Origin of the sequence: Anaerococcus sp. Marseille-P9784 (assembly GCF_902500265.1) — a bacterium.
Lineage (GTDB): Bacteria > Bacillota > Clostridia > Tissierellales > Peptoniphilaceae > Anaerococcus.
Map to the genome: position 1 here is coordinate 315,870 of NZ_CABVOZ010000001.1, position 18,829 is coordinate 334,698.

Genomic DNA, 18,829 nt, shown 5'->3' on the forward strand with positions numbered 1-18,829 from the left:
ATGATAGATATAGGAGATTTTAAATTTGATACTCAATTGCTAATAGCAGGAGAAGATTTGGACGAAGATGAAATATTTGATTATATAACAGAAAATTTCGAGGGCGACTCTCTTCTTGCTGTAGGTGATGAGGAGTTAATAAAGATACATTTTCATACCAATAGACCTTGGGAAATCTTAGAATATGCTGCAGGACTTGGAGAAATCCACGATATAGTTGTAGAAAATATGCTAAGACAAGCTCACGGACTTAAGGGCTAGAACGAAAGTTCTAGTTTTTTTATGATTTCTTTGCAAATATACTAATTCTTAATATAATAATAGTAGATAGTACTTAAATTTAAAAGAAAGAGTAAATTATGAAAAGCAAAAAATATATAAAAGTTCTATTGTTAGCTTTTATTGTAAATATTATTAATCCAAATAATTTTGCCTATGCAAATGAGCTTGAACAGCAAATCACTGAAGATTTTGCGCCTGAAAATGCTATAGAAAATCTTAAAAATTATGATATAGCATCAGGAAAAGAAATTTTCGAATACTTGATAAGCAGTCAAAGTAATGCAGAAGAATTTATCTTTGGAAAAGAATATTTACAAAGATTAGAGTTAGCCAAAGAAATTGAAATTTTAAGAAAAATAGATCCTGATGATTCTCTAAAAGTACTAGAAGAATCAACATCAATATTAAACTTCGATGATTTGGATAAAATAAAAGAGCAAAGCTCTAAACTTCATGGCTTATGCAAAGATTATGCTAATAAAAAAGGGTTGATTTTAGAAGATCTATCCGAAGAAGAAATAAAAGATCTTGAAGAAAAAACCAAAAATTACCTAAATTTTGGCTTATTATTTGACTTTGTCAAGAAAAATGATTTTGATTTATTTACCAAAGCTATATTAAATTCAAAAACATATTTTATGGCAGATGACAAAGAGAAAGCCTTATATGAGGAAATTATACAAGAACTAAGCTTAAATAAATCTACTGACGAAAAAGAAAATGAGGAAAATTACAAGATTTTAGCTGATTTTGTCAAAGATGAAGATAAAAAAGGATTTCTTAATAATCTAAAAAAAGAAATGAAAACACCTCTAGCTAATAATTCTCAAAGGGTTAAAATTTTAGAATTGCAAGATGATAAGGATAATAAAAGCACTGATATTAGCGCTCATAAGCTACTTTCATCAAACGAAATACAGACAGAAAATTCTGCTTTCCTCAATAATGAAAAAACTAAAGATCTTTATAACAAGCTAAGTGATGGACAAAAAAATGAATTAAACCTCTTAGATGCAGATAAAAATGGAGTGATTTCTGATAGCGAACTTGATAATTCAACTAATTATTCCTCAAACTTAGATGAAAATTCTTGGATCTATCCTTTCACAGAAAAAGCATTAGCTAAAGTTGGCGAAGAAAACTTACAATTAAAAGAAGATCCTCCAACAACTGATAATCTAAATGAGCAAAAAACAGAAAGTAATCCTACCGTAAATAATCCACCACAAACAGTAACAATTGATAAGTCTAAATCACCAGTCCTTGAAAAAGACAAAGAAAAAACCAACGAAAAAGATGATGAAAAATCTAAAAATGAAAATTCAGGCAAAAATATCGCCGCTGCAAAAATTGTTAAAACAGGAATATCAAGCGTTTGGATCTTTGCCATAGTTTTGCTTGTTGCTGTTGGAATCTATTATATACTTGATAAAAATAAAAATAAATAAAAAAATACTGTTGCATAATGCTGGGCTTATCCCCTATGCAACAGTATTTTTTTTATGAATCTTTATCAGTTAATTCTTTAATTGTATCTATGGAATTTCTGTATGAAGAAGATTTTATATCCGGCTCTGTCTTTTCTTCTGCATTAATCTTTCCATCAGGGCTGTAACCAAGAGTATTGGTGTAGGTGAAAACAAAGCCAGAATTTGGCATTACATCATTTATAACTCCAAGGGTAATTCCATCTCCCCCAGTATCTTGACCAACTAAAGTTGCGGATTTAGAGTTTTTCATAAAGCTTGCAAAACCCTCAGCTGCAGAAAATACATTTTTGTCCACTAGTAGAAAAATTTTTCCTTCATAAGCATTGTTTCTGTCAGATTCATCTGGATTTACTACTATGGTGTTTCTTATATAGTAATCAAATTTTTTCAAATCTTCTGCGTGTTCAAGTTTTATTGCTGATAGATCTACGTTTGAAACTTTTTCTATATTTAAGCTTTCATCGGCTAATATTAATTTTGCTCTTTGTGATTGCTTAAAAAACAAATGATTGCTAACTTCTTTTTGGCTTTTTAGTAGTTTTGGCAATAAAAACTTTTGCCAATATTCCATATTTCCACCACTATTTCCTCTAATATCTATTACTAAAGCCTTGTAAAGGTGCTTATTTTTCAAAAATTCATTTAGAATTTCTTCATCTTCTTTTATAAATTCAGGATCAAGCATTTGTTTTATCCTAATGATTGCTATATCCTTAACGCTTGTATCCAAAGTCATATTTGACGATGAATTATTTTCTAATATAGACAGGGATTTTTTCTTGTTGCCTTTTGGTTTTTGAGAACTTTGCACTCCCTCTAAATTATATCTATTTCTAACAACTGTCTTGTTTAAGTTTAAAAATTCATAGTAGATTGAAGGAGAATTCCAATTGTTTGCGTAATATCTTAAAATATAATCCACATAGTTTTTATCTGCAATTCTTGCGTGGGAATTATCCAAATCTCCTATTATATCTGTCATTTGGTCTAAAAATTCTTTTTCGTTTTTTGCTTTCTTTATTCTTTGTAAGTATTGGTCGTAATTTCCTAGAAAATCCACATTTTGTGTTCTTTTTAGGACATCGAAGAATGGATAATTTTCTTTTAATTGGTTGAAAACATAATTAAAGTCCTCAACCATTTCTTTATTTGTTAGAGTTTTTGCTCTGGTCGGCTCTCTTAGCCTTAATTTTGCTGGCTGATCTAAGTTTTTGTACCAAATCAAATATGTGTTAGCATCAAATTTGTCTATATTATCAGGGTCAAATTCTTCCTTATCTTGATTAAAATCAAAAAAGTCTGTATTCCCATTATTCTTTCTAGCTTCCAAATAATCAATCCTTCTTTTTACACAAGAAGTATTTATAAACATAAAAACAAGGATCAGACAAAAAATTTTGCTAATCTTTTTCATCAAATCCTCCTGTTAGAACATAATCTCTCTTATACAAATCGAAAATAACAGCGATATTGCCTATAGGATTTACTAAAGAAAAAATTATTAGGGCTATGGTTAGAAATAATAATTTGTTATTTTCTTTATTATAAATTACCTTTAGACTGCTAAATCTTATTCTAAAGCTTAAAAGAGCGTAAATAATAGAAACTGATCCAAAAATTATTTCAAATATTTCTCTATAATAAATCCCAAAAATAAGCACAGCAAGACCTGTTAAGATCCAAATAATGGTGCTTACAAATTTCATTTTATTATATTTTTTTATTGGATTTGAGTTTCCTCTACGATTTTTTTTCATATTATATTTCCAAATTTGGGTATACTTTCATAAAATTATCGCTAATTTCGCCATTTTTGTAGTCCAAATATCCTGCCATTGCAATCATTGCAGCATTATCTGTGCAAAGTTTGATATCTGGATAATAAAGTTTCACATTTCTATCCTTTAGAGCTTTGGCAAATTCTTCTTTTAGCTTTGAATTTGCAGCCACTCCTCCACTTAGGGCAAATTTATCATAGCCAGTTTCATCTATTAGTCTTAAAGATTTTTTTACTAAAACATCAACTACCGCTTGTTGAAAACTTGCTGCTACATCTGCTTTTATTATCTCTTCGCCTTTTTGAGCTTTTTGATTCATATAATTTAAAACTGCTGTTTTTAATCCAGAAAATGAAAAATCATAGGAATCTTTTTCAAGCATAACTCTTGGAAAATCAATTGCATAAGGATTACCTTCTTTGGCAAGCTTGTCAATTTTTGGTCCTCCTGGATATCCTAGACCCATTTTCCTTGCAACTTTATCAAAAGATTCACCAGCTGCATCATCGCGAGTCTTGCCTACAACTTCGTATTCATTGTAGGATTTTACTTTTATCAAATACGTGTGGCCGCCACTAACAACTAAGGTTACAAAGGGTGGCTCTAAATCTTTGTTGGCCAAATAATTTGCACAAATATGGCCTTTCATGTGATTTGCTCCTATCATAGGAGTATTTGTTGCAAGTGATAGAGCTTTGGCTGCAGAAATTCCTACCAAAAGAGATCCCATAAGACCTGGACCTTTGGTTACAGAAATCAAATCCAAATCCTCGTAAGTTAAATTTGCATCAGCTAAAGCTTTCTCAATCAAAGGATTTATGGCCTCAAGGTGTTTCCTGCTTGCAATTTCTGGCACTACTCCCCCAAAGATAGTGTGTATATCTATTTGAGATGATATTAAATTTACTAATAATTCTCTTTCATTTTTAAGAATTGCAACACAGCTATCATCGCAGCTTGTTTCAATTCCCATTGTGTAAAAATCAGTCATTTATTTCCCTTAACATATTATAGGCATCTTCGCCTAATTTTTGGTAGTAATTTTTTCTAATTCCCATAATTTTAAAATCAAATTTAGTATAAAGATTAATTGCAGCTATATTTTTTGTAGAAACTTCAAGGTAAATTTTCTTAACTCCTAAATCTTTACAAGAATTTATCAAATGAGTTAGCAATTGACTGGCAATCTTCCTTTTTTGATAATCTTTGTCAACAGCAATGGTAAAAATTTCAACTTCATCCAAAACGTGACTAGCTATATAAAATCCTACGATTTTGCCGTCAATTTCCATTACATAATGACTCAAAAAACTATTACCTTCAAGTTCTTTTATTAGATGTTTTTTAGACCAAGGTTCGAAAAACGCTTGATTTTCAATTTCATAGACAAAATCCGCATCAGATTTGACCATTTTTCTTATCATTTAATCTATCCTTTAATTCTTTGGGCATTTCTCTTTCTGCTTGAGATTTCCTTAGATAATTTGGAATCATTTCATAAAGATTAAAGTTTTTATCTTTATCTGCTATTGCTAGTTTTATCAAGGATTTGCCAATACAGTTGTTAAAATTTAAGGGCAAAGTTTTTCCTTTAAGAAATTTATCTTGATATTTATTGCCAATTTCTCCTATAAGTTCAACTTCTTGGTCAAGTTCATTAACAAGAGCTGAGAAATCTTCAATAGTATATAAATCTTCTTTTATAATTTCCTTAAAATCCTTATCAAAAACTCCCCCATAAACTCTATTTCCTCTGGCATCAAGCATCGGGACTTTTAGCTTATCGCTTGAAGAATTATTTGCCAATGCCAAAAGTGTGCTAATAGGAATTAATTTTTTGTCATTAACTTGAGCTAAGGTTTTTGCTATGGTCATGCCAATTCTAAGACCTGTAAAAGAACCCGGTCCTTTGGCTATGGCATATAAATCAATATCTTTTATTTCCATTCCCAAGAGATTTAGAAGATAATCTATCATTGGTACTAAAGATTCACTGTGAGTTTTTTGTTGGTTGACATTAAAATCACCAATAATTTCATCATCGCTTGCAATAGTTACAGTTGAAATCATTGTAGAAGTGTCAATTGCTAAAATGTTCATTAAGCTCACATCCTCTCTTAGAATCTTCTCTAATTAAGATCTCTCTTTTATTTTCATCGATTTTTCTTATCTCAATGTTAATCATTTGATCAGGCAAATAATAACTTGCATTTTCTGCCCATTCTATGATAGTTATTCCATCGTCTGGATAAAAATATTTTTCGTAGTCTATATCTAAAATCTCGTCAGGATCTTCTAACCTATACAAGTCCAAATGATAAATCCTAATTTCACCATCGTAGATATTTACAATTGCAAAAGTTGGAGATGAAGAATCTTTTATAGAAAAATATTCTCCTATAAAAGCAGTTAAGGTAGTTTTCCCCGCTCCCATTTCTCCTATTAAATTTATAACATCAGTTTCTTTAAGAAGAGATGCCAATATATTAGCAAACTTCTTCATTTCATCTAAATTATTTATAATCATTGTCAATCTTTTCTAATATTATTATTTATTTTCTTTATAAAATTAAAACTTCTTTATCTATTAATTATACTATCAATTACAGAAATATTAAACAAAAAGCTGAGTTTATAAAAAATTTATTGATCTTTTGAAATTTTTTTGCATTTTCCCCCAAAGAAAATGGCAGGTTCAATAGATTTAATCTATCAAACTTGCCAATTTCATTTACATATTATAAAATCTTACCCTTACTTACTATTAATAATTTAGAATCCTTCTGCTGATTTAAAGAAGAAGTATCCAAGTGGTGTATAATACACTCCATTGATATTTGGTTTTATCATATAAGAATTGGTGTAGAAGTATAATGGTGCAACAACATTATCTTCACCGATTAGGATATCTTCTGCCTTGTGCATATTTTCCATTCTCTCATCTTGATCAGATGTAGCTTTTGCAGTTTTTACAAATTTATCAAATTCTGGATTTGAATATTGGGCATCGTTATTACCGCCACCTGTTAACCACATATCGATAAAGCTCATTGGATCGTTGTAGTCAGCTATCCAACCGTGTCTTGCTATATTGTAGTTACCTTCTTTTCTTTCTTTCAAGAATACATTCCAGTCTTGGTTTTGTAAGCTTACTTGTACACCAAGTTTTTCTTGCCACATATTTTGTAAAGCTTCAGCTATAGCCTTGTGGTTTTCATCTGTGTTGTATAGGTATTCTATTTGTGGGAAGCCTTCTCCATCTTTGAAGCCTGCTTCTTCCATTAATTTTTTAGCTTCTTCTACATTCTTATCATAATCTTCATCTTTAATTGAGTAGTAATCTCCACCAGTAGTTCTAAAGTCATCACCATCAGCACCTTTTGCATCATAAACACCTGCTGGTACATAACCTGTTGCAGCTTGTTGACCTTGACCTGTAACTTGGTTTACGATGAAGTTTCTATCTATTGCTAGTGAGAATGCTTTTCTAACTTTTGGATCGTTAAATGGTTCTTTTTCTGTGTTAAAGCATACAAAATATGTTCCTACGTATGGTTTAACTTTAAGTTCCTTGCTATCTAGAAGTTTTTTAACTTCTTCTTGTGGAACGGAGTTTACAAAGTCCAAATCTCCAGATCTATAAGATGCGTAAATTGCGTTTTGGTCATCTTGTAGGTGGAAGGCTAATTTTTCTGCCTTAACTGATTCAGAATCGTAATATTCTTCATTTTTAACCATTGATAACACTGAGTTATGATCCCATTTTTCTAATTTGAAAGGACCGTTAGAAATTAGTGTAGATGGATCTTGTGTCCATGTTTTATGAGCTTCGATTATATCTTTTCTAACTGGCATTACTGCTGGGAATGCACAAATTTCTTCAAAATATGGGCATTTTACATTTAAATTTACTACGAAAGTTTTTTCATCTGGTGCAGAAATGTCAAGTTTTTTCTCTTCATAACCTTTTACCATATCTAACATATATTCGTAGTCAGCTCCTGTAGCTGGATCTACTAGTCTGTTCCATGCATATACGAAATCATCTGCTGTTACTGGTTTTCCGTCAGACCATTTAGCATCTCTAAGCTTAAAGGTCCATGTTAGACCATCTTCTGATACTTCCCAACTTTCAGCCATACCTGGTTTTAATACTGCATTGCCGTTGCCATCATCATCCCATCTGATTAAAGATTCAAATAGGTGGTTTAACATTATAGCACCATCTGCTGCTGTATTAAGTTGAGGATCTATTGTTTCTGGTTCAGATGCTATATTGATATCTAGCACGCCATCTTTCTTTCCTTCTTCTTCTTGGGCTACGCTTTGTTCATTATTGCTTTCTTCTTTATTTCCTCCGTTATTTCCTCCACCACAGGCAGATAAAATCATTGAAAAACTAAGGATAGCTAGTAAAAATTTATTTTTTATCTTCATATTAAAATTCTCCTATATTGTGGCAACTTGCAAAGTGACCACTTTCTATTTCTCTAAATTCTGGTTCTTTTTCTTTGCAGATGTCTGTTGCATAAAGACATCTTTCATGAAACCTACAACCTTTTGGCGGATTAATCGCCGATGGTACTTCTCCTTGTAACTTGATTCTTTTTAAGGATCTAGTAAGTTTAGGGTCAGGGATTGGTATTGCTGTCAATAAAGATTGAGTGTAAGGATGAAGTGGATTTTCGTATAATCTCTTTGCATCTACAAGCTCAACCATTTTGCCTAAATACATTACTCCGATTCTGTTGGAGATATGTTTAACAACTGATAGGTCGTGAGCAATGAATAAATATGTCAAAGATGAATCTTTTTGCATATCTTGTAGCATATTTACAATTTGTGCTTGGATAGAAACATCCAGTGCCGATATCGGCTCATCACAAACTATAAATTCTGGCTCTACCGCTAAAGCTCTTGCTATTCCAATTCTTTGTTGTTGACCACCTGAAAATTCGTGTGGATATCTATTGGAATGTTCTTCATTTAGTCCAACTTTTCTTAATAGCTCATTGATTCTATCCCTCCTATTCTTTTTGTATAGTCCATGTATGTCCAAAGCCTCTCCTACAATTTCAGATACTGTCATTCTAGGATCTAGTGAAGCTGATGGATCTTGGAAAATAATTTGCATCTTACGCCTATACTTGTACATGTCAGGTTTTATGTTGTTTTCGCTATCAAAAATTACATCACCATCATAGATTATTTTTCCACTAGTTGGCTCATGTAATCTTAATATTGTTCTTCCCAGAGTAGTTTTTCCACATCCAGATTCTCCTACAATTCCTAAAGTTTCTCCCTTGTTTATGTAAAAGGAAACATCATCGATAGCATGAACTTCGCTAGTTTTATTAAAAGATGATGAAACCGTAAAATGTTTGACTAGGTTTTGGCATATTAATAATTTATTATCATCTGGCATTGTAAAGCTCCTTTATGTGTATGAAACATTTTGTTCTGTGGCCATTTCCTAATTCAATCATTGGTGGCTCTTTTTTTAGACATATATTCATGCAATAATCACATCTTGTAGAAAATCCGCATCCAACAGGTGGATTTAGCATATCAACTGGTGTACCCTTGATACTTTCAAGCCTTCCGTTATCTTCAACATCTATTCTTGGCATTGATTTTAGAAGTCCCTTTGTATAAGGATGATTTGGATTATAAAATATATCATCAACACAACCTTGTTCTACAATTCTTCCAGCATACATTACGCTTACTGTGTCGCATATTTGTGCTACTACAGCCAAGTTGTGGGTGATAAATATTACACTCATCTTGTTTCTTTCTTGAATTTCTTTTATTAATTCTAGAATTTGAGCTTGGATGGTAACATCAAGTGCGGTAGTAGGCTCATCTGCTATTAGTATATCTGGTTCGCAAATAAGCCCCATACCTATCATAACTCTTTGGCGCATACCTCCAGATAATTCGTGAGGGTATTGTTTCATACGCCTTTCAGGATTAGATATTCCTACTAAATCGAGCATTTCGACAGCTTTATTGTAAGCTTCGCTTTTATTTCCTTTTTGGTGAACTAAGATTGCTTCCATTAATTGGTTGCCAATTGTATAAACTGGATTTAGGCAAGTCATAGGATTTTGGAAGATCATAGAGCATTTTGCTCCTCTAAAAGAACTCATTTGATTTTTGTCGTATTCAAGGACATTTTCACCCTTGTATAAAATTTTTCCATTTTTTACTTTGCCAGGTTCTTGCAATAGTCCCATTATTCCATAACTTTCTACTGATTTGCCAGATCCAGATTCTCCTACAATTCCCATTATTTCATTTTCATGTAGAGTGTAATTTATCGAATCAACTGCCTTTACTTCTCCAACCGGTGTATAAAAAGATATACTCAAATCTTCAATTTTTAATACTTCATTTTTTGTATTTTCCATAATAATCACCTACTATTTAAGTCTTGGATCTAGGGCATCTCTTAGACCATCTGCAAATAAGTTTAAGGATAAAATCATCAAACTCAAAAGCAAGGAAGGAATTATTAGCCTATAAGGATATGAATAAATTCCTCCTAGAGCATCTGCTGCTAAAGCACCAAGAGAAGTCATCGGAGCTGAAACTCCTATTCCTAAAAACGACAAAAATGATTCAAGAAATATAGCTGAAGGTATTTGCATAGCTGTCATAACTATTATTTGACCTATACAGTTTGGAAATAAGTGCCTTCTTATTATTCTTTTTCTTGATCCACCAAGGGCTTCAACTGCTGTAACAAATTCTTGTTTTTTTAACATCAAAACCTGACCTCTAATAATTCTTGCCATTCCCACCCAATAAAGTAGACCAAAGGCAATAAATATTGATATTAAAGCAGGGCCAAGAACTCCAATTTTTTTTGCAAAATCCGACGTCGAGGAATTTACATAAGATTTAAGTGGCTGAGATATACCAATTGATAGTAAAATTACTACTAATACATCAGGTATTGAGTAAATCAAGTCTAAAATTCTCATCATTACCGCATCAACTTTGCCACCGCAATATCCTGAAATTGATCCATAAATTGTTCCTATTATTAAAACTATCAAGGATGCAAATATTCCTACAATAAGTGAAACACGAGTTCCATACATGGTACGAACCATGATGTTTCTCCCAAGTTTGTCTGTACCAAAAGGATATTTTAGGCAAGGAAATAAATTTTCATCTCCTCTGTATTGTGTTGTATAATCTCCTTCTACAAACATAGGACCTATAAAAGCAAAGATACAAACAAGTATCAAAAATCCTAAGGAAACCATAGCCACCTTATTTGCTTTTAGTCGCCTTAAAGCATCTTGGAAATAAGATGTTGATGGGGCTTTAGTCATGAAATTTTCTTTTTGACTTTCGCTTGCAAGCTCAAAGTCCTCTTCACTAAAGTCAAATTCTTCTAATTTTAATTTTTCATTTAAACTTAAAATCTTATCCATCTTAATCTCCCTTAGCTAAATCAATTCTTGGATCTATGAACCTGTATAAAATATCTACTACAAGATTCATTAGTATTACCATAAAGGCAAAGAAAAGAGTCGTTGCCATTATAATTGGATAATCTCTATTAAGAACTGAGTTTATAAAATATCTGCCCAAACCTTGAACTGAAAATACAGATTCAACTACCATGGAACCTGTGATAATTCCAGCTGTTAATGGTCCTATATATGTAAGAACTGGAATAAAAGCATTTTTAAGTGCGTGCTTAAATAAAATCTTTTTTTCAGAAACGCCCTTAGCCCTAGCTGTTCTTATATAATCTTGGCCGATTGCATCAAGCATTGACGATCTTGACAATCTCGCTATATAACACATAGGATAAAATCCCAAAGAGAAAACTGGCATTAAATAAGATTTCCAGCTATCAAGACCCATTGTCGGCAAAACTTTTAATTTTACTCCAAATAAAAGTAGTAATAATGTCGCCACTACAAAGCCTGGTGCTGAAATTCCTATAGTTGTAAGAACTCTTAAAAAAGAATCCAATCCCTTGCCTCTGTTGTAAGCTGCAAGACAGCCTAGGGGTATTCCTACAAGACATGCCCAAAGCAAAGCCAAAAGTCCAAGTTTTACACTAGTTGGAAGCATCTCTTTTATGATATCCATTACTGGCCTATCCTTTTGCATTTTTAAAGAAACTCCAAATTCTCCCTTCATAGCATTAAATATAAATTTTTTAAGTTGAACAGAATAGGGTTGATCTAATCCGTATTTTTTATTTAAAGCTTCTAGTACTTCTGGCGATTGACTTTTCTCACTTGCAAATGGAGAGCCAGGTACTAATTTCATTAGGAAAAAAGTTATACAAGTTACTAAAAGCAAAACTGCAATAGCTTGTAATATTCTTTTTATTATGTACTTTAACATAAAGTCCTCCTTTATTTTGTATAATTATATACTCTATTAATTTAAATTGCAAGCGTTATAAAGTAATCAAGTGAAATGGTTACCAATGTTATATATTCAACATTTGCGTTACATTTCGTCATAAAATTGTTAAAATTTTTTTAAATTTTTTTAAAAATTTTAATTGTTTTATGTTATTTTTTTCTTAAATTTATAGATTTATTTGTATCTTTTTGCTATTTTTCTAAAATTTAATGTCATTATTAATTTAATTTGATAAAAAAAGACAAAGCCTATAAAGCTTTGTCCATATGATTTTAATTTTTAATTGATAAATATTGTAAAGCCTAATTCTTTTGCCAATATTTTAAATAATTCTATGCCTCTTATGCTATTTCCACTTTTATCGATTTTAGGCGAATAAACTCCTAATCCACAAACTCCTGGTACAACTCCCAAAATTCCACCAGAAACTCCAGATTTTGATGGTATTCCAACTTCCATCAAATATCTACCAGAATTTTCATACATACCACAAGTTGCCATTTGACTTACGATGATTTGAATCTCTTTTTTACTTAGAAGCTTTTCTTTAGAGTTAGGCTTATTACCTTTGTTGGCAAGAACTGCTCCCATTTTTGCCAAGGCACAAACATTTGTAGCTATTGAGCAATTTCTTATGTAAAGATCTAAGACTTCATTTGGATTATCAGAAAAAATGTTTTTGCTTTTTAGATAATAAGCTATGGCCCTATTTCTATCTGTAGTTTCCATCTCAGATTCATAGACCTCTTTTATCATATATGCATCTAAAAATGATGAAAGTTTTTTGTAATAGGATAAAATTCTATCGAATTTTTCATCGACATTTGCCCCCTTTACCATAGAAGCTGTCGTCATGGCGCCAGCATTGATAAAGGGATTTGTGGCCTTGTCGGTTATTGGCACTAGAGAATTAAACTCATAACTTGTCGGCTCACTTCCTACTTTTTCAAAAACTGAAATCGGATCATTATCACGTAAAGCCATTATCAAGGATAAGACTTTGCTAATTGATTGGATGGAAAAAATCTTTTCGATTTCACCATAGGAAAAAACTTCTCCTTCAACTGTCATTAGACAAAAAGCAAAGCTATTAGGATCGACATTTGCAAGTTCTGGTATGTATGAAGCAAGTTCTCCCATGTCTTTGTATTTTTCTGTTTTCTTTATAGCTTTTTTAATAATTTTATCAACATAATCTCTTTTTTCGAACATAAATTACCTCTTCTGGAATATATACCCTTTCTGGCTTTCAAAATAAATAATTAGATGATAAAATATTATAAAGGAGCTATTATGAGGATAGTTGAAATTATAAGAAAAGATGCTTGGATAAATGACTATGATTTTTTTAGAGAATTTAAGAAGTCTAAATATTTTTCCATACTATTGGATACTTATGAAAATTTGAATACAGAAATCTTATTTCAAAGCAAAGTTCACGGTCAAGGTCATATTGAAAGAGTAATTTTATTTTCAATGCTCTTAGCTTGGTATTATGAACTAGATAATGACGATACAGATTTAATGCGCTATGCAGCAAGCCTTCATGATATATGCCGTGAAAATGATGGCTATGATACAGAACACGGAAGACGAGCTGCGGATATTTGCCAAAAATATGCAAATATAAAGCAATCCGATATTCCTTTATTAAAAGCCATAATTACCAGCCACTCAACAGATGACAGTTTGATGGAAGAGGTAATAAAAAGCTATGAAATAAAGGATTTTGATAGGGCTTTATTTTTGGCGAAACTTTTTAAAGATGCCGATGGCTTAGATAGGGTTAGAATCAATCGGTTAGATGATAAATATCTTAGAAATGATTTTTCAAAAAATTCAGTTGGTTTTGCCTACGAACTTTTTGAAAATTACTGATTTTATTGACATAAAAGTTTTTATCTTATAAAATAATATTGTAATATTCTAGGAGAGATAAATGCCAAAACACTCAAAAAAAATCTTGGCTTTTCTAGTTTTTGCTCAACTTTTGTTAGTTGGAAATTCTAATTCTTATGCCGACATGATAATCCTAAATAAAGATACAAGCCAAGGGGTTAATGTCAGAGAAAAAAAGGATGATGATAGCAAAATATTAGGTGGCATTGAAGATTTTACTGCTTATGAAATAAAAAATGAATCAGATGATTGGTATGAGATTGATTTTAAGGGAAAAACCGCTTATGTTGGCAAAAATTGGTTTTTTAAGCTAAATCATACAAGTTTGATTAACGATTCAGATTTAAAAGAAGAACCAAAAGATGATTCAAAAAATATTGTAAATTACAAACTTCAAGCTAATTCCAAAGTAAACATATTAGAATTTGATGAAAGTAGTGATTATGTCAAAGTTTCCTATGATGAAGACTTTTTGGAAAACAAGAAGGTAAATTTTGTAAATATCAACGAATTAATCAACACTGATTTATTTGATGATCTTCCATCTGAAAACCAAATCAAAGAAATTAATACCATTACTTTAGACGATTCTAATGATAATATGGATATACCAAAAGTTGTAACCCTTAATAATCAACCAGAAACCGTTGAAATTTCTGATTCAATAAATAAGGCTACTGGATATATAAAATTATCAGATCTTGCAATTTCTAAAAAAAGCAAAGAAGATTTAGAAGAATTTAAAAATTATTATAAAGAAATAAATGACCATATAAAGGCAAAATTAGAAGAAGAAATTAATAACCAATCCTACATGCTAGAAACAACCCAGTATTTTAATACTGAAACTTTTAACAATGTCCAAACTTATGATATTCCTGTAAGTGGAAACCCTATTGGAGTAGAGCTTTACAATTGGGCGTGCCAATTTCTAGGCAGACCTTATGTTTGGGGAGGAACAAATCTTTACAACGGCATAGATTGCTCAGGCTTTACCATGAGAATTTATGAGCAAGCAGGAATTGGACTTCCACATTTTGCCCAAAGTCAACAAAGATATGGAGTAGAAATTCCATTTGGTTATGAAATGGCTGGAGATTTGGTATTTTTTGGAACAAGTCTTAATAATATAACCCACGTTGGAATGGCAGATGGCAACGGAAATATGATCCACGCATCAAGCCCAAGAGTTGGAATTATAATAAGTCCAATCAGAAATCCAATTTCAATAAAAAGAATTATTCAATAAATAATAAGGCAGTGTATAATCACCGCCTTATTTTTTTAATTATAAATTTATTTTCCAGAAAATATTTTTCCTATTGAATCTACAATTGATCTTAAAAAGTTTAAGAATGAATCAAGCAAACCGCTTTCTTGAGCCTTATTTACTACTTCATCTATGGAATCCTTGTTATTTTTATAAAATTCGCTGGCGTTATTTGCTAATTCGTTGCCAAATTTGATTAGATTTTCCTTTACTTCTTTACTATCTATGGCTGAAGTATCCTGATATTTGCTAAAAAAGTCTATCAAAATATTTATGTTGTTATCTGATAAGATATTTTCTAGATTTACATTTTTTAGGGCATCGTTAATGAAAATTCCAATTTGTTCGCTGCTAGCAGTTTTGCCAGTTTTTTCCTTGTATTCTGCTAATTTTTGTTTAACTTCGATTATAACTTTGTCTAGCTCTTTTGGGTCAAAGCCATCTTTGCCTTTGTTTTGATCTGATATTTCTATTACAGTTTTTAGCTCATCTTGAGCAGCTTGCGCTCTCTTTGGGTCGATTTTTTCTCCTTTAGCATTTAAAGCTTTATAAACTCCTGCCAAGGCAGATTCACCTGTTACAGGCTTTGGACTTGCAACAAAAATATCTGCATTGGTTATTCCTGCTGTAATTGCAGCGTTGGTATATTGGCCATTGGTTATTTTTGTGATGTTATTTGGAGTAACTATATTTACTCTTATGCCTGAATTTTCATCTAGGTACTTGATATAAACTGAAGAAATCATGTTGCCATCTAGGGCATTAATTCCCAAATATCCACTGGCTTCTTTGCCATTTACGCTTGAATAGTTTACATTGTCATTTGCTTTTATACCAAAAGCTTGGTTAACTTGATTTTTTTCATCTTCATTTAAAGCTATACCATAAATCACATCATTAATTTTCCCACTATTTGTACTAGCTTGTGAGATTGATGGTGTTAGGATAAATATGGCTAGCAAAAATGCTAATATTTTATTTTTCATATATGCTCCTATAATTTTTCAATTTTTTCTATAATTGGGTCTAGCTCATTTATATCCATATCTTCGATTAGACCTTGGTCAATTTTTTGGGATATTAAAGGATTAATTGGTAATTTTATAAGCGTATCGATTGAAAACTTCTCGCTTACTTGATCAATTTTGCTATCGCCAAAAATTTTGTGTTTGCTACCACAGTCTGGGCATAGGAAATAGCTCATATTTTCTACTATTCCAATTATATTTTTGCCCATCATTTTTGCCATTTTTAAGGATTTTTCCACAACCATTCCTACCAAATCTTGAGGAGTTGCAACTGCAATTACTCCATCTATTGGAATTGATTGAAAAACTGTAAGTGGAATATCGCTTGTTCCAGGTGGCATATCGATTAATAAATAATCGAGTTTACCCCAATCAACGTCAGAATAAAATTGCTTGATAACTCCATTTACAATTGAAGCTCTCCAAACAACTGGATCTGTCTTGTTAGGTAAAACCATATTTATGGAAATAATTTTTATCCCATCGCGACTTAGACCTGGACCTATTAAGCCACTTTCTGTTGCTTTTACATTTTCATTTATGCCAAAAGCTTGAGGAATTGAAGGTCCTGTTACATCAGCATCAAAGATGCCAACCTTATAGCCCTTCTTGTTTAATTTATTTGCTATCATGCTTGTAACAGATGATTTGCCAACTCCACCTTTTCCACTCATTATAGCTATTGTATGACCAATAGAAGATCCTTCATTTAGTTGTATTTTAAATTGGTCGAAATTTCTATTTTTTTCTGTCATTATGACTCCTTTTTTTAAAATTTGTAATTATATTATATTGTTGTTTTGATTAATTACAATAATTTTAAGATATTTAAAAATAGATTAGCTTAATTATAAATTAATTTGTGTTAAGATTAGATAAAGAAAAAAGCTATTAATATATCTTAATTTCTAAAGATAATATTAATAGCTAATTAATTAAAAATCTATCTTCATATCCCCATCTTTTATCAGACCTTTTTTATGCATTATTTTATAAATGCCAAAGCTTATAAGAGCTGGTAATATAAAGTGCATAAGCAATATTTCTGCTAAAAGTATTGGCAAATCTCTTGATCCTGCCATGGTATTTATCATTGAAATTTGACCAACAAGACCGCTTGTACCCATACCAGAACCTAAAGGAGAATTTTCCATTTTGAAAATCAAAGTCGATATTGGTCCTAAAATTGCCGCTGCTATGGTTGGAGGTAGCCAAATTTTGGGATTTTTTATGGTATTTGGAACTTGAAACATACTTGTTCCCAAGCCTTGGGCAAGAAGTCCTTCAAAACCATTATCAGCATAACTAATAACTGCAAAGCCAATCATTTGAGCAGAGCATCCTGCTGTTGCTGCTCCTCCAGCTAGTCCTGATAGAGATAACATCATACAAATTGCAGCTGAAGAAATTGGAAGAGTTAGGGCAACTCCAACAAGAACCGAAACAATTATACCCATCAAAAACGGTCTAAGCTCTGTAGCTTTCATTATAAGATTTCCAAGAGCATTCATAAAACCAGCAACTCCTGGTCCTATCAAATCTCCAACAAAAATTCCAACCAAAATTGTAATTGCTGGAGTAATAATTATATCTAATTTCGTTCTTTTTGATACAAGTTTTCCAAATTCTGTTCCAAAAACACTGGCAACATAAACTCCAACTGGTCCTCCCAAATCGTATGCGCCAATTCCTACAATCGTTATGGCAAATAAAACCAAATTTGGAGCTTTAAGAGCATAGGCAATGGAAACTGCTATGGCTGCTCCTGTGGATTTGCCTATCAAAGGCCAAATTCTTTCTGTCAAAAAACTTATATTAAAACTATTACCGATTGAATTTAAAATTGTTCCGACAAGTAAAGATGCAAAAAGTCCAAAGGCCATGGCTCCTAGGGCATCTATAAAATATGTATGAGCTGATAAGCTTATATTTTGTTCTTGTAAATATTTTTTCATAATATCCCCTTTTTTTGTGATGGTAAAAGTATACCACAAAAAAAGATTGTTGTATATACACCGGGAAATTAATTTAGATAACCTTTTTCTCTTAGAGCTTCTTCGATTTTTTCTAAATCATCAAGACTTTTTGCACTTATTGTGTGAAAATGAACGTCTTCTGTTAGTTCCTTGAGAGGTTTTGTTTTTGTCATATTTTTTACAAAATTATTAACCCCATTTCTAGAATGGATATCCAAATTTTTCTTTATTACTCCATAAACTGGATGATTAATAAAAACATCAATGACTACCCCACCATTATCAACTATGGTATTTAGCTCATCTTTTATATCTTTATCTTCATGTTTTGTCTCGATTATTTTCTTAAATTCTGTCTTATTTTCGATTTTATAACCCTTATTGGTGGAAATTATATCAAGGCCAAAAGCTTTTAATAGAGAAATATCTTTTACTATAATTTGTCTTGAAACAGAAAATTCTTTGGCAAGAGTATCTCCGTTTATTGGATTTTCAGCTTTTTGAAGGATATCTATGATTTGTTTTTGTCTTTGACTGATTTTCATTTTTTCCTCCTTTTTTATTAATATACTACATTTTACTTGACAAAAGTTTTTATTAATCGTATCATTAGAAAAACAACATTGAAAAGAAGAGTAACTAGGATAATAAATTTACAGAGATTCCTTACTGGTGAAATTAGGAAAATGAATTACTTGGTGAA

20 protein-coding genes and 1 other annotated feature (1 of these 21 running past the window's edge) are annotated in these 18,829 nt (G+C 31.4%); of the genes, 4 read left to right on the forward strand and 16 right to left on the reverse strand.

The window, feature by feature from the left end; translation table 11 throughout:
* Together GAN53_RS01570 and GAN53_RS01575 are read left to right on the forward strand one after the other, a co-directional pair.
* Nucleotides 1-261 (forward strand): kinase to dihydroxyacetone kinase, encoded by a 261-nt coding sequence (locus GAN53_RS01570; RefSeq protein WP_099320284.1) that lies wholly within the window; start codon nt 1-3, stop codon nt 259-261.
* Nucleotides 262-359: 98 nt separating this feature from the next.
* On the forward strand, nt 360-1,730 hold the full coding sequence (locus GAN53_RS01575) for a hypothetical protein (RefSeq protein WP_151409265.1): 1,371 nt from the start codon (nt 360-362) through the stop codon (nt 1,728-1,730).
* Between the two features lie 52 nt (nt 1,731-1,782).
* Here the strand turns inward: GAN53_RS01575 and GAN53_RS01580 are convergent, their stop codons facing one another.
* The 12 genes from GAN53_RS01580 to glsA form a co-directional block, all read right to left on the reverse strand.
* Nucleotides 1,783-3,186 carry a S41 family peptidase gene (locus GAN53_RS01580; protein WP_151409266.1) on the reverse strand — a complete coding sequence of 468 codons (1,404 nt, stop codon included), beginning with the start codon at nt 3,184-3,186 and terminating at the stop codon, nt 1,783-1,785.
* Nucleotides 3,173-3,529: a hypothetical protein gene (locus GAN53_RS01585; RefSeq protein WP_151409267.1), complete on the reverse strand. Its 357-nt coding sequence runs from the start codon at nt 3,527-3,529 to the stop codon at nt 3,173-3,175. The genes GAN53_RS01580 and GAN53_RS01585 overlap by 14 nt, the downstream gene beginning before the upstream one ends.
* 1 nt (nt 3,530) lies before the next feature.
* On the reverse strand, nt 3,531-4,541 hold the full coding sequence (tsaD, locus tag GAN53_RS01590; protein ID WP_151409268.1) for a tRNA (adenosine(37)-N6)-threonylcarbamoyltransferase complex transferase subunit TsaD: 1,011 nt from the start codon (nt 4,539-4,541) through the stop codon (nt 3,531-3,533).
* Nucleotides 4,534-4,974, reverse strand: coding sequence for a ribosomal protein S18-alanine N-acetyltransferase (gene rimI, locus GAN53_RS01595; protein ID WP_151409269.1), 441 nt, complete (start codon nt 4,972-4,974; stop codon nt 4,534-4,536). The genes tsaD and rimI overlap by 8 nt, the downstream gene beginning before the upstream one ends.
* Nucleotides 4,949-5,650 (reverse strand): tRNA (adenosine(37)-N6)-threonylcarbamoyltransferase complex dimerization subunit type 1 TsaB, encoded by a 702-nt coding sequence (gene tsaB / locus GAN53_RS01600; RefSeq protein ID WP_151409270.1) that lies wholly within the window; start codon nt 5,648-5,650, stop codon nt 4,949-4,951. Before tsaB ends, rimI begins: the two co-directional genes overlap by 26 nt.
* Complete coding sequence (gene tsaE, locus GAN53_RS01605; RefSeq protein ID WP_151409271.1) at nt 5,631-6,077, reverse strand: tRNA (adenosine(37)-N6)-threonylcarbamoyltransferase complex ATPase subunit type 1 TsaE; 447 nt, start codon at nt 6,075-6,077, stop codon at nt 5,631-5,633. Before tsaE ends, tsaB begins: the two co-directional genes overlap by 20 nt.
* Before the next feature lie 245 nt (nt 6,078-6,322).
* Entirely contained in the window at nt 6,323-7,987 is a 1,665-nt protein-coding gene (locus GAN53_RS01610; protein WP_151409272.1) for a peptide ABC transporter substrate-binding protein, read from the reverse strand.
* Nucleotide 7,988: 1 nt separating this feature from the next.
* Nucleotides 7,989-8,975 (reverse strand): ABC transporter ATP-binding protein, encoded by a 987-nt coding sequence (locus GAN53_RS01615; protein WP_151409273.1) that lies wholly within the window; start codon nt 8,973-8,975, stop codon nt 7,989-7,991.
* Nucleotides 8,965-9,963 (reverse strand): ABC transporter ATP-binding protein, encoded by a 999-nt coding sequence (locus GAN53_RS01620; RefSeq protein WP_151409274.1) that lies wholly within the window; start codon nt 9,961-9,963, stop codon nt 8,965-8,967. The genes GAN53_RS01615 and GAN53_RS01620 overlap by 11 nt, the downstream gene beginning before the upstream one ends.
* 12 nt (nt 9,964-9,975) lie before the next feature.
* Nucleotides 9,976-10,998 carry an ABC transporter permease gene (locus tag GAN53_RS01625; RefSeq protein ID WP_151409275.1) on the reverse strand — a complete coding sequence of 341 codons (1,023 nt, stop codon included), beginning with the start codon at nt 10,996-10,998 and terminating at the stop codon, nt 9,976-9,978.
* A 1-nt stretch (nt 10,999) separates the two neighbouring features.
* Entirely contained in the window at nt 11,000-11,929 is a 930-nt protein-coding gene (locus GAN53_RS01630; RefSeq protein ID WP_151409276.1) for an ABC transporter permease, read from the reverse strand.
* 303 nt (nt 11,930-12,232) lie between these two features.
* The gene (gene glsA, locus GAN53_RS01635; RefSeq protein ID WP_151409277.1) at nt 12,233-13,165 is read right to left on the reverse strand and encodes a glutaminase A; all 933 of its coding nucleotides are present in this window, start codon (nt 13,163-13,165) and stop codon (nt 12,233-12,235) included.
* An 81-nt stretch (nt 13,166-13,246) separates the two neighbouring features.
* Here glsA and GAN53_RS01640 point away from each other — a divergent pair, with 81 nt between their 5' ends.
* Nucleotides 13,247-13,831 (forward strand): HD domain-containing protein, encoded by a 585-nt coding sequence (locus GAN53_RS01640; RefSeq protein WP_151409278.1) that lies wholly within the window; start codon nt 13,247-13,249, stop codon nt 13,829-13,831.
* 61 nt (nt 13,832-13,892) lie between these two features.
* Nucleotides 13,893-15,101, forward strand: coding sequence for a C40 family peptidase (locus tag GAN53_RS01645; RefSeq protein ID WP_151409279.1), 1,209 nt, complete (start codon nt 13,893-13,895; stop codon nt 15,099-15,101).
* A 47-nt stretch (nt 15,102-15,148) separates the two neighbouring features.
* On the opposite strand, the gene GAN53_RS01650 is transcribed toward GAN53_RS01645, so the two are convergent.
* The 4 genes from GAN53_RS01650 to GAN53_RS01665 all read right to left on the reverse strand — a co-directional run bounded on the left by GAN53_RS01650 (nt 15,149) and on the right by GAN53_RS01665 (nt 18,671).
* On the reverse strand, nt 15,149-16,108 hold the full coding sequence (locus GAN53_RS01650) for a DUF1002 domain-containing protein (protein ID WP_151409280.1): 960 nt from the start codon (nt 16,106-16,108) through the stop codon (nt 15,149-15,151).
* Nucleotides 16,109-16,116: 8 nt separating this feature from the next.
* Nucleotides 16,117-16,905, reverse strand: a complete 789-nt coding sequence (locus tag GAN53_RS01655; RefSeq protein ID WP_151409281.1) for an Mrp/NBP35 family ATP-binding protein — start codon at nt 16,903-16,905, stop codon at nt 16,117-16,119.
* 180 nt (nt 16,906-17,085) lie between these two features.
* Nucleotides 17,086-18,105 (reverse strand): PTS transporter subunit IIC, encoded by a 1,020-nt coding sequence (locus GAN53_RS01660; RefSeq protein ID WP_151409282.1) that lies wholly within the window; start codon nt 18,103-18,105, stop codon nt 17,086-17,088.
* A 68-nt stretch (nt 18,106-18,173) separates the two neighbouring features.
* A complete protein-coding gene (locus GAN53_RS01665) occupies nt 18,174-18,671 on the reverse strand; it encodes a transcription repressor NadR (RefSeq protein WP_151409283.1) in 498 nt (165 codons plus the stop codon).
* A gap of 69 nt (nt 18,672-18,740) precedes the next feature.
* Nucleotides 18,741-18,829 (forward strand) — a binding site (T-box leader) (it continues 146 nt past the right edge of the window).

Coding starts and splice junctions, on each gene's coding strand:
- GAN53_RS01570 (WP_099320284.1), top strand. CDS start 1: ATGATAGATATAGGAGATTTTAAATTTGATACTCAATTGCTAATAGCA.
- GAN53_RS01575 (WP_151409265.1), top strand. CDS start 360: ATGAAAAGCAAAAAATATATAAAAGTTCTATTGTTAGCTTTTATTGTA.
- GAN53_RS01580 (WP_151409266.1), bottom strand. CDS start 3,186: ATGAAAAAGATTAGCAAAATTTTTTGTCTGATCCTTGTTTTTATGTTT.
- GAN53_RS01585 (WP_151409267.1), bottom strand. CDS start 3,529: ATGAAAAAAAATCGTAGAGGAAACTCAAATCCAATAAAAAAATATAAT.
- tsaD (WP_151409268.1), bottom strand. CDS start 4,541: ATGACTGATTTTTACACAATGGGAATTGAAACAAGCTGCGATGATAGC.
- rimI (WP_151409269.1), bottom strand. CDS start 4,974: ATGATAAGAAAAATGGTCAAATCTGATGCGGATTTTGTCTATGAAATT.
- tsaB (WP_151409270.1), bottom strand. CDS start 5,650: ATGAACATTTTAGCAATTGACACTTCTACAATGATTTCAACTGTAACT.
- tsaE (WP_151409271.1), bottom strand. CDS start 6,077: ATGATTATAAATAATTTAGATGAAATGAAGAAGTTTGCTAATATATTG.
- GAN53_RS01610 (WP_151409272.1), bottom strand. CDS start 7,987: ATGAAGATAAAAAATAAATTTTTACTAGCTATCCTTAGTTTTTCAATG.
- GAN53_RS01615 (WP_151409273.1), bottom strand. CDS start 8,975: ATGCCAGATGATAATAAATTATTAATATGCCAAAACCTAGTCAAACAT.
- GAN53_RS01620 (WP_151409274.1), bottom strand. CDS start 9,963: ATGGAAAATACAAAAAATGAAGTATTAAAAATTGAAGATTTGAGTATA.
- GAN53_RS01625 (WP_151409275.1), bottom strand. CDS start 10,998: ATGGATAAGATTTTAAGTTTAAATGAAAAATTAAAATTAGAAGAATTT.
- GAN53_RS01630 (WP_151409276.1), bottom strand. CDS start 11,929: ATGTTAAAGTACATAATAAAAAGAATATTACAAGCTATTGCAGTTTTG.
- glsA (WP_151409277.1), bottom strand. CDS start 13,165: ATGTTCGAAAAAAGAGATTATGTTGATAAAATTATTAAAAAAGCTATA.
- GAN53_RS01640 (WP_151409278.1), top strand. CDS start 13,247: ATGAGGATAGTTGAAATTATAAGAAAAGATGCTTGGATAAATGACTAT.
- GAN53_RS01645 (WP_151409279.1), top strand. CDS start 13,893: ATGCCAAAACACTCAAAAAAAATCTTGGCTTTTCTAGTTTTTGCTCAA.
- GAN53_RS01650 (WP_151409280.1), bottom strand. CDS start 16,108: ATGAAAAATAAAATATTAGCATTTTTGCTAGCCATATTTATCCTAACA.
- GAN53_RS01655 (WP_151409281.1), bottom strand. CDS start 16,905: ATGACAGAAAAAAATAGAAATTTCGACCAATTTAAAATACAACTAAAT.
- GAN53_RS01660 (WP_151409282.1), bottom strand. CDS start 18,105: ATGAAAAAATATTTACAAGAACAAAATATAAGCTTATCAGCTCATACA.
- GAN53_RS01665 (WP_151409283.1), bottom strand. CDS start 18,671: ATGAAAATCAGTCAAAGACAAAAACAAATCATAGATATCCTTCAAAAA.